Genomic DNA, 14392 nt, shown 5'->3' on the forward strand with positions numbered 1-14392 from the left:
GGCCCGGTGGTGGGCTGCCGGCTGCCCGGTGGTGGGCCTGGAGCCTGGGTGCGACGGCGGCCCCCGTCTGCCCTAGCGTCTCCTCGTGAGCACCCCTCCCGTGGACCCGACCACCACGTCCGCCTGGGCCGACCTCCGGGCCCACCGCGCCGAGCAGGTCCCCGACCTGCGGCAGTGGTTCGCCGACGACCCCGACCGCGCCCGCCGCCTGACCGTCGACGTCGCGGACCTGCACGTGGACCTGTCGAAGAACCTCGTGACGGACGCCACGCTGTCGGCGCTGGTCGAGCTGGCCGAGCAGGTCCACCTGCCGGAGCGGCTGCAGGCGATGTTCGCCGGCGAGCACATCAACGTCACCGAGGACCGCGCCGTCCTGCACACGGCGCTGCGCCGCCCGGCGGGTGCGCAGCCGCCGCTGGTGGTCGACGGCCAGGACGTCGACGCCGACGTCCAGGCCGTGCTCGCGAAGGTGTCCGCCTTCGCCGACGACGTGCGCTCGGGCGCCTGGACGGGCGTCACGGGCGAGCGCATCCGCACCGTCGTCAACATCGGCATCGGCGGCTCCGACCTCGGGCCCGTGATGGCCTACGAGGCGCTGAAGGCCTACAAGCACCCCGACCTCGAGGTGCGGTTCATCTCCAACATCGACCCGACCGACCTGGCGGAGACCGTCGCCGGCCTCGACGCCGCCTCGACGCTGTTCATCGTCGCCTCCAAGACCTTCGGGACGCTGGAGACGCTCACCAACGCGCGCCTCGCCCGGGCCTGGCTGTGGGAGCAGCTGGCGGCCGCCGGCGCCCTCGAGGACGACGACGACGCCCGCCGCGCCGCCGTCGCGAAGCACTTCGTGGCCGTGTCCACCGCCCTCGACAAGGTCGCCGACTTCGGGATCGACCCCGACAACGCGTTCGGCTTCTGGGACTGGGTCGGCGGCCGCTACTCCGTGGACTCCGCGATCGGCACGTCCCTGGCGGTGGCGATCGGCCCCGAGGCGTTCCGCGACTTCCTCGCCGGCTTCCACGCCGTCGATGAGCACGTGCGCACGGAGCCCCTCGCGACGAACGTGCCGGTGCTCCTCGGCCTGCTCAACGTCTGGTACGTCAACTTCCTCGACGCCCACACCCACGCGGTGCTGCCGTACAGCCAGTACCTGCACCGCTTCCCGGCGTACCTGCAGCAGCTGACCATGGAGTCGAACGGCAAGTCGGTGCGCTGGGACGGCTCACCGGTGACCACCGCCACCGGCGAGGTGTTCTGGGGCGAGCCGGGCACCAACGGCCAGCACGCCTTCTACCAGCTGATCCACCAGGGGACGCGCGTCATCCCCGCCGACTTCATCGCGTTCGCGGACCCGGAGCACCCGCTCCAGGACGGCGACGCCGACGTCCACGCCCTCTTCATGGCCAACTTCTTCGCCCAGACCAAGGCCCTGGCCTTCGGCAAGACCGCGGAGGAGGTCCGCGCCGAGGGCACCGCCGAGGACGTGGTGCCGGCCCGGGTGTTCAGCGGCAACCGCCCGACGACGTCGATCATGGCGCCGGCGCTGACCCCGTCGGTGCTCGGGCAGCTCATCGCGCTGTACGAGCACACCACCTTCGTCGAGGGCACCGTCTGGGGCATCGACAGCTTCGACCAGTGGGGGGTCGAGCTGGGCAAGAAGCTGGCCCAGGAGATCGCCCCCGCGCTCACCGGCGACTCGTCGGCGCTGGAGGCCCAGGACCCCTCCACGCGGGCGCTCATCGAGCACTACCTGGCGCAGCGCACGGCGTAGGCGCCGGGTCCGTCTGACCCGCACGAGAAGACCCCCGGGACGGTCACCGTCCCGGGGGTCTTCTCGTGCGGGTCAGACGCCGCGCTTGGCGCGGTGCTTCGCGAGGGCCGCCTCGAGGATGGCCTCGCCGTCGCTGGGGCTGCGACGCTCCTTCACGTAGGCGAGGTGCGTCTTGTACGGCTCGGTCTTGGGCGCCTGCGGCGGGTTCGCCTGGTCCTGACCGGCGGGGAGGCCGCAGCGCGGGCAGTCCCACGTCTCCGGCACCTCCGAGGCGGGGTCGAAGGCGAAGCTGGGCTGCGTCTCGTGCTTGTTGGCGCACCAGTAGGAGACGCGGCGCCGCGGGGCGGTGTCACCGCGCTCCGCCTCGCCCATGGGCCCGGCGCCGACGCGGCTGCCCCGGATGGCGTTGCCACCTGCCACAGGAGGGTCCTCTCTTCTCGGGACGGCTCAGGAGCCGCTGGGGTCGAAGCGCTCGACGAGGCCGAGGGCCACCACCACGGCGGCCCACAGCACGGCGTTGGCCACCGTGATGCGGTTCAGGTTCCGCTCGGCGACACCCGAGCTGCCGACGCTCGCCGACATCCCGCCGCCGAACATGTCGGACAGACCGCCGCCCTTGCCCTTGTGCAGGAGGATCAGCAGCGTCAGGAAGAGGCTCGTCAGCGCCAGGAGCACCTGGAGCATGATGCGCAGCGCGGTCACAGCCGACCAGGGTACGGGAGCCGGGAGCCGTTCAGGACCACGTCACGCGGACGGCGTGCTGGCGCCGCCGGTGACGATGCCGGCGAACTCGCCCGCGTCGAGGCTCGCGCCGCCCACGAGGGCGCCGTCGACGTCCGCGCCGGCCATGATCGCCGCGACGTTCGCGGACTTGACCGAGCCGCCGTAGAGCACGCGGACGGCGTCGGCCACCTCGGCGCCGTGCTGCTCGGCCAGGCGGACGCGCAGCGCGCCGCAGACCTCCTGCGCGTCCTCGGGGGTGGCGACCTTGCCGGTGCCGATGGCCCAGACGGGCTCGTAGGCCACGACGACCTTGGGCAGGTCCTCGGCGGAGATGCCGGCGAGGGAGCCGTCGAGCTGGGAGACGCAGTCCGCGACGTGCTCGCCGGCCTCGCGGACGTCCAGCTGCTCGCCGAGGCAGACGATCGGGGTCATGCCGTGCTCGAGGACCTTGGCGGCCTTGGCGGCGACCAGCGCGTCGTCCTCGCCGTGGAACTGGCGGCGCTCGCTGTGGCCGACGACGACGTACTGCACGCCGAGGCGGGCGAGCATGCTGGCGGCGACCTCACCGGTGCGCGCGCCGGGCTCGTGGGCGGAGACGTCCTGGGCGCCCAGGCCGAGCTCGAGCTTGTCGCCCTCGATGAGGGTCTGCACCGAGCGGAGGTCGGTGAACGGGGGGATGACGACGGCCTCGGCGGTGGCGCTGTCGTGCTTGGCGTCGCGGAGGGTCCACGCGAGGCGCTGCACGAGGGCGGTGGCCTGCACGTGGTCGACGTTCATCTTCCAGTTGCCGGCCATGAGCGGGGTGCGGGCCACGGGGGTCCTCCTGAGGTGGGGTCTGCGTCGGGTCGTGCGTCGGGTGGTGCGCGCCGAGCTCCCCGGCCGCGGGTGCGGCCGGGGAGCTCGAGCGCGGGTGGTGCGGGGCGTGCTGGTGTCAGGCGAGGACGGAGAGCCCCGGGAGGGTCTTGCCCTCGAGGTACTCCAGGCTCGCGCCGCCACCGGTGGAGATGTGGCCGAAGTCGCTGTCGGCGAAGCCGAGCGAGCGCACCGCGGCGGCGGAGTCGCCACCACCGACCACGGTGAGGCCGCCGGCGCGGGTGACCTCGGCCAGGGCCTTCGCGAGCGCGCGGGTGCCCTCCGCGTACGGGGCCATCTCGAACGCGCCCATCGGGCCGTTCCAGAACACCGTGCGGGTGTCGGCGAGCTTCTCCGCGAAGAGCTCCGCGCTCTCCGGGCCGATGTCGAGGCCCATGCGGTCGGCCGGGATGGCGTCGGCCGCGACGACCTCGTGCTCGGCGTCGGCGGAGAACGCCGTCGCCGCGACGACGTCGACCGGGAGGACGACCTCCACGCCGCGCTCGGCGGCGGTGGCGAGGTAGCCCTTGACGGTCTCGACCTGGTCGGCCTCGAGCAGGCTCTTGCCGACCTCGTGGCCCTGGGCAGCGAGGAAGGTGAAGACCATGCCGCCGCCGACGAGGAGCCGGTCGGCGGTGCCGAGGAGGTTCTCGATGACGGCGAGCTTGTCGGAGACCTTGGCCCCGCCCAGCACCACGGCGTAGGGCCGGGCCGGGTCGGTGGTCAGGCGCTGCAGCACGGAGGTCTCGGCCTCGACAAGGCCGCCGCCGGCGTGCGGCAGCAGCTGGGCGACGTCGTAGACGCTCGCCTGCTTGCGGTGCACCACGCCGAAGCCGTCGGAGACGAACAGGCCCCGCTCGGGGCCCCCGACCAGCGCCGCGAGCTCGCGGGCGAAGGCGGCGCGCTCGGCGTCGTCCTTGCTCGTCTCGCCGGCGTTGAAGCGGAGGTTCTCGACGACGAGGAGCTCGCCGTCGCCCAGCGCGTCAGCGGCCTCCTGCGCGGAGCCGCCCACGGTGGTGTCCGCCGAGCGGACGGTGGTGGAGGGAAGGAGCTCGCGCACCCGCTCCACCACGGGGGCCAGGGAGTACTTCGCCTCCGGGGCGCCCTTGGGGCGCCCCAGGTGCGCCACGACGACGACGCGGGCGCCGGCGTCGAGGAGGCGCTGCCAGGTGGGCAGGGAGGCCCGGACGCGGCCGTCGTCGGTGATCTGGCCGTCGCTGAGCGGGACGTTCAGGTCCGAGCGCACGAGCACCCGGCGGCCGCGCAGGTCACCCTGCGCGGCCACCAGGGCGTCGATCGTCTGCAAGGGAGTCTCAGGCCCCGACGAGCTTGACGAGGTCGACGAGGCGGTTGGAGTAGCCCCACTCGTTGTCGTACCAGCCGACGACCTTGACCTGGTCGCCGATGACCTTCGTGAGGCCCGAGTCGAAGATGCACGACGACGGGTCGGTCACGATGTCGGAGGACACGATCGGGTCGGTCGTGTACTTGAGGTAGCCCTTCATGGGGCCCTCGGCGGCGGCCTTCACGATCGCGTTGACCTCGTCGACCGTGGTCTCGCGGCCGACGGTGACGGTGAGGTCGGTGGCCGAGCCCGTGGGGACCGGGACGCGCAGGGCGTAGCCGTCGAGCTTGCCCTTGAGCTGCGGGAGCACCAGGCCGATCGCCTTCGCCGCACCCGTGGAGGTGGGGACGATGTTGATGGCGGCGGCGCGGGCGCGGCGCAGGTCGGAGTGCGGGCCGTCCTGCAGGTTCTGGTCCTGCGTGTAGGCGTGCACCGTGGTCATGAGGCCGCGGACGATGCCGAACTCGTCGTCGAGGGCCTTGGCCATCGGGGCGAGGCAGTTCGTGGTGCAGGACGCGTTCGAGATGATGTTGTGCGCGGCGGCGTCGTAGTCGCCGTCGTTCACGCCCATCACGATCGTGATGTCCTCGTTCTTCGCCGGGGCGGAGATGATGACCTTCTTGGCGCCGCCGTCGATGTGCGCCTTGGCGCGGGTGGCGTCGGTGAAGATGCCGGTCGACTCGACGACGACGTCAGCGCCCAGGTCGCCCCAGGGGAGGTCGGCCGGGTTGCGCTCGGCCAGGGCCTTGAAGCTCTTGCCGCCCACGGAGATCTCGTCGCCGCTGGTGGTGACGCCCTCGAGGCGGCCCAGGACGGAGTCGTACGCGAGCAGGTGCGCCAGCGTCGCGTTGTCGGTGAGGTCGTTGACGCCGACGATCTCGACGTCAGCGCCGGACGCCTGCACGGCGCGGAAGAAGTTGCGGCCGATGCGGCCGAAGCCGTTGATGCCCACGCGGATGGTCACGAAGCGCCTCCTGTCAGCGGCGCAGCGCGCCGCGGGGTGCCTGCTGGGGGGTCGCCAGAACCCTAGAGCACGTCAGGCGTCGAGCATGTCCGGGGTGAGGTTGGCCTCGGTGCCCGGGACGCCCAGCTCCTGGGCGCGGCGGTCGGCCATGGCGAGCAGCCGCCGGATGCGGCCGGCCACGGCGTCCTTGCTCATCGGCGGGTCGGCCAGGGCGCCGAGCTCCTCCAGGGAGGCCTGCTTGTGCGCGAGGCGCAGGGCCCCGGCGACCCGCAGGTGCTCGGGCATCTCCTCGCCGAGGATCTCCATGGCGCGCTCCACGCGGGAGCCGGCGGCCACGGCCGCCCGGGCCGAGCGGCGCAGGTTGGCGTCGTCGAAGTTGGCCAGGCGGTTGGCCGTGGCGCGCACCTCGCGGCGCATCCGGCGCTCCTCCCAGACCAGCTTGGCGCCGTGGGCGCCGAGGCGGGTGAGCAGGTCGCCGATGGCCTCGCCGTCGCGGATGACCACCCGGTCGGTGCCGCGCACGTCGCGGGCCTTGGCCTGCAGGTCGAGGCGGCGGGCGGCGCCCACGAGCGCCAGCGCCGCCTCCGGGCCGGGACACGTGATCTCCAGGGCCGAGGAGCGGCCGGGCTCCGTCAGGGACCCGTGGGCCAGGAACGCCCCGCGCCAGGCGGCCTCGGCGTCGCACGCGGCGCCCGCCACCACCTGGGGCGGCAGTCCCCGGACGGGGCGCCCGCGCTGGTCGAGCAGGCCCGTCTGGTGGGCCAGCGACTCGGCGTTGTGCACGACGCGGACGACGTAGCGCGAGCCCCTGCGGAGCCCCCCACCTGCGACGACGAGCACCTCGCTGGCCGCGCGGTAGACGTCGCCGAGGTCGCGGCGCAGGCGCCGGGCGGCCGCGCCGGTGTCGAGCTCGGCCTCCACGACGACGCGTCCGCCGATGATGTGCAGACCGCCCGAGAAGCGCAGCAGCGCGGACACCTCCGCCTTGCGGCAGCAGGACCGCTGGACCGGGAGACGGCTGAGCTCGTCCTTCACCTGCGCGGTCAGTGCCATGCCGCCATCGTGCCACCGCGACACGCCCGGGGGGACGACTCGCCGAATTCCACCGGTGTGACTATGCCGGGGTGACTAGCCCGGCGGGCTCAGCCGACGTCGCCCCAGGCCCCCTCCAGGACGTCGCGCAGCGCGGCGGCCAGGCGCAGCGGGTCGTGCTCGGCGGACCGCGTCGAGGCGGGCGCACCGCTGGCAGCGGCTCCCTGCCCGCGGCTGCCCGAGCGCACGCGGCCGCGGCGGCGCACCTGCCGCAGCACCAGCTGGGCCCCGGCCCCGGCGGCCGCGTCGGCGAGCTCGTCGACGTCCTCGACCGCGCTGGGGTCGGCGAGGACGACGTCGAGGCGCAGCCCCCTGGCGTGCGCGGTGAGGGCCCTGACGTGGTCGGCCTGGCCCATGCCCCGGGTCTCGCCCTTCTCCTCGCTCACGAGGTTCAGGACCAGGCACCGCTGCGCGGGGGTCTCGCGCAGGGCCGCGGCCAGCTCCGGGACCAGCAGGTGCGGCATCACGCTGGTGAACCACGACCCCGGGCCGAGCACCACCCAGTCGGCCGAGCGCACGGCCTCCACCACCTCGGGCCGGGCGGGCGGGTCGGGGGGCAGCAGGCGCACCCCCTCCACGCGCCCGGTGGTGGTGGCGACCGCTGCCTGCCCGCGGACCACCTCCGCGCGCTCGGGGGCGCCGGCGGTGGCGGGCGTGCGCACGTCGGCCTCGATCTCCAGCGGCACCGACGACATCGGCAGCACCCGGCCGCGGGCTCCCAGCAGGCGCCCCACGAGGTCGAGGCCCTCGACGCTGTCGCCGAGCTGCTGCCACAGCGCGGCGATGAGCAGGTTGCCCACGGCGTGGCCGGCCAGGGGGCCGTCGCTGGTGAAGCGGTGCTGCAGCACGTCGCGCCAGGTGCGGCCCCACTCGGTGTCGTCGCACAGGGCCGCGAGCGCCATGCGCAGGTCGCCGGGGGGCATGACGCCGAGCTCGGCGCGGAGCCGTCCGCTGGAGCCGCCGTCGTCGGCGACCGTCACGACGGCGGTGATGCGCTCGGACAGGTGGCGCAGGGCCTGGAGCGAGGCGGCCAGGCCGTGCCCGCCGCCGCAGGCGACGACGGCGGGCCCGCTGCGGCCGCCGCCGCCCGCGAGGCCGCCCGAGCCGCCGAGGCCGCCCGAGCCGCCGGGGCCGCGCGGGCCGGAGGGGGTCACCGGCTGCTCACTCGCGGCCGAGGTCGCGGTGGGTGACCCGCAGCACGGGAGCCCCCTCCCCGCCGCCGAGGCGCGCCAGGCGCTCGGCGAGGGCGAGGGTCATCGCCACCGACCGGTGCTTGCCGCCGGTGCAGCCGATGGCGACCGTGGCGTAGCGGCGGTGCTCGCGCTGGTAGCCGGCGATCACCGGCTGCAGGGCGGCGGCGTACCGGTCGAGGAACTCCTCCGCGCCGTCCTGCCCGAGCACGTAGTCGCTGACGGGAGCGTCGCGGCCGGTCAGGGGCCGCAGCTCCGGCACCCAGTGGGGGTTGGGGAGGAAGCGCACGTCGACGACGTGGTCGGCGTCGGTGGGCAGGCCGTACTTGAAGCCGAACGACAGCAGGGTCAGGCGCAGCCGGGTGACCTCGTCCTCGCCGAAGGCGCGGGTCACCTCGGCGGCGAGCTGGTGCACGTTGAGGTCCGAGGTGTCGATGACGACGTCGGCGGAGGCGCGCAGGTCGCGCAGCAGCTCGCGCTCGGCCTCGATGCCGTCGAGGATGCGGCCCTCCTCCTGCAGTGGGTGCGGGCGCCGCACGGACTCGAAGCGGCGGACCAGCACCGCGTCGCTCGCCTCCAGGAAGACGGTGCTGCGGCGCACCCGCACCTCGGCCAGGGCGGCGGCGAGGTCGGTGGAGAACCCGCGGCCGCGCACGTCGAGGACGACGGCCACCTTGGGCACCGCACCGCCGGCCTGGGCCGCGAGCTGGGCCAGGGGCGTCAGCATCTGCGGGGGGAGGTTGTCGACGACGTACCAGCCCAGGTCCTCCAGGACGTGGGCGACCGTCGACCGGCCGGCGCCCGAGAGCCCGGTGATGACGAGCAGCTCGGTGCTCTGCGGCGCCGCCCCGCCGGTGCCGGCGGCGGCGTCGGCGCCCACCTCCCCCGGGTGGTCGCCGAGGCGGTCGTCGGGCTCGTGGATGGCGTCGTCCGGCGCGCTCACGGCGCCATCCTGGCAGCCATCAGTCGACCAGCTCGCCGGTGGCGGTGTCGACGGCCGGCTCGGGCGCGTCGCCCGCGAGCGCCCCGACGACGGCGGCGGCCGTGGCGGGCCCGAACCCGGGCACGGCGGCGACCTCCTCGGCGGTGGCCGCGCGCAGCGCCTTGAGGGTCCCGAACCGCGCCATGAGCGCCTGCTTGCGGGCGGGCCCGAGCCCGGGGACGCCGTCGAGGGCGCTGGTGGTCATCGTCCTGCTGCGCTTGGAGCGGTGGTGGGTGATGGCGAAGCGGTGGGCCTCGTCGCGCAGGCGCTGGAGCAGGTAGAGCCCCTCGCTGGAGCGGGGCAGGACGACGGGGTGGTCCTCCCCCGGCAGCCAGACCTCCTCCAGGCGCTTGGCCAGGCCGCACAGGGCGACGTCGGTGACCCCGACCCGGGCGAGGGCCGCGGCGGCGGCCTCGACCTGGGGCTGGCCGCCGTCGACGACGACGAGGTTGGGGGCGTAGGCGAACCGGCGGGCGCGGCCGGTCTCGGGGTCGATGCCGGGCCGGACCCCGGGGCCGACCTCCCCGGAGCCCGTGAGCTCGTCGGCGGCGGCGAGCTGGGCGTCGACGTGGCGGCGGAAGCGGCGGGTCAGCACCTCGTCCATCGAGGCCAGGTCGTCGGTGCGCCCGTCGGGGCCGTCACCGCGGACGTTGAACTTCCGGTACTCGCCCTTGCGGGGCAGGCCGTCCTCGAAGACGACCATCGAGGCGACGACCTCGGACCCCTGCAGGTGGGACACGTCGTAGCACTCGATGCGCAGGGGCGCGTCGTCGAGGCCGAGGGCCTCCTGCAGCTCCTGCAGGGCGAGGGAGCGGGAGGTGAGGTCGCCGCCGCGGCGGGTCTTGTGCAGGGCCAGGGCGCCGGTGGCGTTGCGCTCGACCGTCTCCATGAGCGCGCGCTTGTCGCCGCGCTGCGGCACCCGGACGTCGACGCGCGAGCCGCGCAGCCCCGACAGCCAGGCGGTGGTCTGCTCGACGTCGGTGGGCTCGACGGGCACGAGGACCTCGCGCGGCACGGCGTCCGCGGACTCCCCGCCGTAGACCTGCTGCAGCAGGTGCTGCACGAGGTCTGCGGCGGAGACGTCCTCGACCTTCTCCACCACCCAGCCGCGCTGGCCGCGGATGCGCCCGCCGCGGACGTGGAAGACCTGCACGGCCGCCTCGAGCTCGTCGTCGGCGAGGGCGAAGACGTCGGCGTCGGTGGCGTCGGGGAGCACCACGGCGCTCTTCTCCAGCGCCTTGCGCAGGGCGCCGGCGTCGTCCCGGAGCCGCGCGGCCCTCTCGAAGTCCATCTCGGCGGCGGCCTCGCGCATCTGCGCCTCGACGCGCCTGACGTGCCGCGAGGTGTCTCCGCCCATGAAGTCGGCGAACTCCTGGGCGAGGGCGCGGTGGTCCTCCGGGGAGATCTTGCCGACGCAGGGCGCGGAGCACTTGTCGATGTACCCGAGCAGGCACGGGCGGCCCACCTGGCCGGCGCGCTTGAAGACGCCGGTGGAGCAGGTGCGGACGGGGAAGACGCGCAGCAGCAGGTCGACGGTCTCGCGGATGGCCCAGGCGTGCGTGTAGGGGCCGAAGTAGCGGGTGCCCTTGCGCTTGGCCCCGCGCAGCACCTGGACGCGGGGGAACTCCTCGCCCATCGTCACCGCGAGGTAGGGGTAGGACTTGTCGTCGCGGTACTTGACGTTGAAGCGCGGGTCGAACTCCTTGATCCAGGAGTACTCCAGCTGGAGGGCCTCGACCTCGGTGCCGACGACGGTCCACTCCACCGAGGCCGCCGTCGTCACCATCTGCTGGGTCCGCGGGTGCAGCGCGTGCAGCGGCTGGAAGTAGTTGGCCAGCCGCTGGCGCAGGCTCTTGGCCTTGCCGACGTAGACGACGCGGCCCTGGGGGTCGCGGAAGCGGTAGACGCCCGGGGAGTCGGGCACCTCCCCCGGCTTGGGGCGGTACGAGGCCGGGTTCGTCACCCGACCAGCGTAAGGAACGCCCCCGACAGCAGGGCCGGGGGCGCTGACGGAGCGGTCAGCCCATCCGGCGGGGGTCGGCGGGCAGGCGCGGGTTGAGCAGGTGAGCCACCAGCGCCGTCCACCCGGTCTGGTGGGTGGCGCCGAGGCCCTCGCCGGTGTCGCCGTCGAAGAACTCGCTGAACGTGACCTGCTCGCTCCACAGCGGGTCGTCGGTGGACTCGACCCGCTCGCCGTCGGTGGGGCGCCGGGTGGCCGGCTGACCCTCGCCGCGCGGCACCGGGCGGAACAGGGCCGTCAGCCCGCCGTCGACGAGGTCGGCGGCCTGGTCGAGGGTGACCACGTTGCCGGAGCCGGTGGGCACCTCGATGGTGAAGCTGTCGCCGTAGTGGCGGCCCATCGTGCGGAGCTTGTCGGCCAGCAGCACGTTCACGGGGAACCAGATCGGCCCGCGCCAGTTGGAGTTGCCGCCGAACAGGCCGGTGCGGCTCTCCCCCGGCTCGTACTCCAGCGACACGTCGCGCCCGCCGACGTTGGCGTACACCTGGCCGGTGGAGCGCGACAGCGAGCGGATGCCGTAAGGGCTCCAGAACTCCTCGGTGTCGAACATCCGCTCCAGGATCCGCCGCAGGCGCTCCGGGCCCACCAGCGACAGCAGCATCCGGCGGCCCTCCGGGCCCGAGCGCGAGCGCAGCGGGCGCACCACCTCGGGGCGCCGGCGCTGCAGCCAGCGCAGGCGCGCGGTGACGTCGGGGCACTCGGTGGTGATCCAGCCCGGGACCTCGGTGGCCCCCAGGATCGGCAGCAGGCCGACCATCGAGCGCACGCGCATCGGCTCGGCGCGCCCGTCCGGGGAGACCAGGACGTCGTAGAAGAAGCCGTCCTCCTCGTCCCACAGCGACCCGCCGGTGGTGCCGAAGCTGTTCATCGCCTGCGCGATGGACAGGAAGTGCTCTAGGAACTTGGTGGCGGTGTCGTCCCAGGCCTGGTCGTGGCGCGACAGCTCCAGGGCGATCTTGAACATCTGCTGGCAGTAGAACGCCATCCAGCTGGTGGCGTCGGACTGCTCCAGGCGGTACCCCGGGGGCAGCGGCGCCGACCTGTCGAACAGGGCGATGTTGTCCATCCCGAGGAAGCCGCCCTCGAACAGGTTCGAGCCGGAGGCGTCCTTGCGGTTCACCCACCACGAGAAGTTCAGCAGCAGCTTGGTGAAGACGCGGATGAGGAAGTCGCGGTCGCGGTAGCCGTCGATCCGGTACACGTGCCAGGCGGCCCAGGCGTGCACGGGCGGGTTGACGTCGCCGAACTCCCACTCGTAGGCCGGGAGCTGGCCGTTGGGGTGCATCGCCCACTCCCGGCACATCAGGACGAGCTGCTCCTTGGCGAACCCCGGGTCGACGTGCGCCAGCGGGATCGTGTGGAACGCGGTGTCCCACGCCGCGAACCAGGGGTACTCCCACTCGTCGGGCATGGAGATGACGTCGGCCAGGGCCACGTGCCGCCAGGTGGTGTTGCGGCGGCCCGCGTCCTCCCGCTGCTGCGGGGAGGGGGCGACAGGGTCGCCGTCGAGCCACTGGGCGACGTCGAAGCGGTACAGCTGCTTGGTCCACAGCAGCCCGGCGTAGGCGCGGCGGGCGACGTGGCGGTCCTCGGCGGGCAGCGAGGGGTCGATGACGGTGGCGTAGAACTCGTCGGCCTCGGCGCGGCGCGCCTCGACGACGTCGTCGAAGCCGGGGCCGAAGGTCGCCGAGGTCGGGTCGGACGGCGCCAGGCGCAGCCGCACGGTCTTGGTCTCCCCGGGGGCGACGGAGTCCCACGAGTACCAGAAGGCGGCCTTCGTGCCGGTGTCGCCGGGGTTCACGCCCGTGGCGTCCCCCCGGACGACCGCGCGGTCGATCCCGTCCTTGGGGTGCTTGGGCGAGGTGCCGCGCTGGTCGCCGAAGAGGAGCGCCGCGTTGGTCTCGTTGTCGCAGAAGAGCACCTGCGGCGAGCCCTCGGCCGCGAGCACGTAGCGGCCCAGGTAGCCGTGCTCGGCCTCCACGGCCTCCAGGCCCGAGACGGTCAGGGTGGGCGCGAGCAGCTGCGTCAGCGCCCCGCGGCGCAGGTCGCGTCCCCACGACCAGGTGTTGCGGAACCACAGCTGCGGCAGCAGGTGCAGCGGCGCGGCCTCGGGGCCGTGGTTGGTGGCGGTGATGACCACGCAGACGTCGTCGGGGGCGGCCTTGGCGTAGGTCACCTGCACGTCGAAGAAGCGGTTCTCGTCGAGGACGCCGGTGTCCGCGAGCTCGAACTCGCGCTCGTCGCGGCTGCGGGCCGCGTTCTCGGAGCGCAGCCGCTCGTAGGGGAACTCCGCCTGCGGGTAGCGGTAGAGCCACTGCGCCCAGGAGTGCGTGGGGGTGCCGTCGACGGCCCACCAGTGCTCCTTGGCGTCCTCGCCGTGGTTGCCCTCCTCGTTGGTGAGGCCGAACAGCCGCTCCTTGAGGATCGGGTCCTTCCCGTTCCACAGGGCCACGGCGAGGTTGAGGAAGCCGTAGCGGTCGCAGAACCCGCCGAGGCCGTCCTCGCCCCAGCGGTAGGCCCGCGAGCGCGCGTGGTCGAACGGGAAGGAGCGCCACGCGTCGCCGTCGCCGGAGTAGTCCTCGCGGACCGTGCCCCACTGGCGGCCGGCGAGGTAGGGCCCCCACAGGCGCCACGGGCCCTCGGAGCCGGTGCAGGCCTCGAGGCGCGCGTGCTCCGCGGTCTGCGGAGCGGTGGGGGTGTTCTCGGCGGGCGCGGCGGGACCGCTGGTCGGAGCGTCGGGCACGGCAGAACCCTGCCACCTGGGGGCCGCCCGTGGTCCGAGGGGGGCTCCTGTCGAGCGCGATCCACCCGACCACCCACCCGCCCGCCCGGCCGGGAGGCGGCCGGGCGGGTCGGAGGGGTTCGAGCGGGTCAGCTGATGACGAGCTGGTCGCCCTCGGGGTCACGGTCAGGGCCGGCAGGCCCGAGGTGGCCGGGCCCTGGAGCACGGCGCCGCCGTCGCCGGCGTCGAAGACGCTGCCGTGCAGGGGGCAGCGGACCTCGGTGCCGGACTCGGCCTGGACGATGCCGCCCGCGTGCGGGCACACCGCGGAGTACGCGACGTAGGTGCCGGCGGTGGGCTGGGCGAGGACGACCTCCTCGCCGCCGACCTCGACGACGACGGCCTGGCCCTCGGGGACCTCGGAGGCCGCCACGCTGCCGCCCGAGCCCGAACCGCCCGCGGCGGAGGACTCCGAGCCGCCTGCGGACGCGGAGCCGCCGGTGCCCGCCGAGCCGTCCGAGCCGCCGGTGCCCGTGGTGGCCTGCTCGCCGGTGCCGCCGCAGGCGGCGAGCAGCCCCGCGGAGCCCAGGACGGCACCTCCTGCGCCGGCGCGCCGCAGCAGGGAGCGGCGGGAGCACGCCAGCGGCGCCCCGCTCACCGTCTGCACCGCAGCAGCGGCGTGGGCCTCGTCGAGGGACGGGGTCTGGGTGGGGGCGGCGGCCTGAGCGTCG

General features: G+C 74.3%; 12 protein-coding genes and 1 pseudogene. 2 read left to right on the forward strand and 11 right to left on the reverse strand.

Annotated elements, in window-relative coordinates; all coding sequences use genetic code 11:
• The first annotated feature begins 85 nt into the window (after positions 1-85).
• Positions 86-1771, forward strand: a complete 1686-nt coding sequence (gene pgi / locus F1641_RS18160) for a glucose-6-phosphate isomerase (RefSeq protein ID WP_194907871.1) — start codon at positions 86-88, stop codon at positions 1769-1771.
• A 72-nt stretch (positions 1772-1843) separates the two neighbouring features.
• On the opposite strand, the gene F1641_RS18165 is transcribed toward pgi, so the two are convergent.
• The 11 genes and pseudogenes from F1641_RS18165 to F1641_RS24060 all read right to left on the reverse strand — a co-directional run.
• On the reverse strand, positions 1844-2191 hold the full coding sequence (locus F1641_RS18165; protein ID WP_194907873.1) for an RNA polymerase-binding protein RbpA: 348 nt from the start codon (positions 2189-2191) through the stop codon (positions 1844-1846).
• Positions 2192-2218: 27 nt separating this feature from the next.
• Positions 2219-2473, reverse strand: a complete 255-nt coding sequence (gene secG / locus F1641_RS18170) for a preprotein translocase subunit SecG (RefSeq protein ID WP_194907875.1) — start codon at positions 2471-2473, stop codon at positions 2219-2221.
• 42 nt (positions 2474-2515) lie between these two features.
• Positions 2516-3307: a triose-phosphate isomerase gene (tpiA, locus tag F1641_RS18175; RefSeq protein WP_194907877.1), complete on the reverse strand. Its 792-nt coding sequence runs from the start codon at positions 3305-3307 to the stop codon at positions 2516-2518.
• A 118-nt stretch (positions 3308-3425) separates the two neighbouring features.
• The gene (locus F1641_RS18180) at positions 3426-4652 is read right to left on the reverse strand and encodes a phosphoglycerate kinase (protein WP_194907879.1); all 1227 of its coding nucleotides are present in this window, start codon (positions 4650-4652) and stop codon (positions 3426-3428) included.
• Positions 4653-4659: 7 nt separating this feature from the next.
• Complete coding sequence (gap, locus tag F1641_RS18185; RefSeq protein ID WP_194907881.1) at positions 4660-5655, reverse strand: type I glyceraldehyde-3-phosphate dehydrogenase; 996 nt, start codon at positions 5653-5655, stop codon at positions 4660-4662.
• Positions 5656-5727: 72 nt separating this feature from the next.
• The gene (gene whiA / locus F1641_RS18190; RefSeq protein ID WP_194907883.1) at positions 5728-6708 is read right to left on the reverse strand and encodes a DNA-binding protein WhiA; all 981 of its coding nucleotides are present in this window, start codon (positions 6706-6708) and stop codon (positions 5728-5730) included.
• An 89-nt stretch (positions 6709-6797) separates the two neighbouring features.
• On the reverse strand, positions 6798-7901 hold the full coding sequence (gene yvcK, locus F1641_RS18195) for a uridine diphosphate-N-acetylglucosamine-binding protein YvcK (RefSeq protein ID WP_194907885.1): 1104 nt from the start codon (positions 7899-7901) through the stop codon (positions 6798-6800).
• A 7-nt stretch (positions 7902-7908) separates the two neighbouring features.
• Complete coding sequence (gene rapZ / locus F1641_RS18200; RefSeq protein WP_194907887.1) at positions 7909-8880, reverse strand: RNase adapter RapZ; 972 nt, start codon at positions 8878-8880, stop codon at positions 7909-7911.
• Between the two features lie 19 nt (positions 8881-8899).
• On the reverse strand, positions 8900-10882 hold the full coding sequence (gene uvrC, locus F1641_RS18205; RefSeq protein ID WP_194907889.1) for an excinuclease ABC subunit UvrC: 1983 nt from the start codon (positions 10880-10882) through the stop codon (positions 8900-8902).
• 55 nt (positions 10883-10937) lie between these two features.
• The gene (locus F1641_RS23535) at positions 10938-13682 is read right to left on the reverse strand and encodes a glucosidase (RefSeq protein ID WP_194907891.1); all 2745 of its coding nucleotides are present in this window, start codon (positions 13680-13682) and stop codon (positions 10938-10940) included.
• Positions 13683-13914: 232 nt separating this feature from the next.
• A pseudogene (locus F1641_RS24060) lies at positions 13915-14094 on the reverse strand (Rieske 2Fe-2S domain-containing protein); the annotation flags it as partial.
• On the opposite strand from F1641_RS24060, the gene F1641_RS22240 reads away from it, so the two are divergent.
• Positions 14015-14386 (forward strand): hypothetical protein, encoded by a 372-nt coding sequence (locus tag F1641_RS22240; protein WP_255515051.1) that lies wholly within the window; start codon positions 14015-14017, stop codon positions 14384-14386. The pseudogene F1641_RS24060 and the gene F1641_RS22240 overlap by 80 nt on opposite strands.
• The last annotated feature ends 6 nt before the right edge of the window (positions 14387-14392 follow it).

This window comes from Quadrisphaera sp. INWT6 (genome assembly GCF_015390235.1).
Taxonomy (GTDB): Bacteria; Actinomycetota; Actinomycetes; order Actinomycetales; family Quadrisphaeraceae; genus Quadrisphaera.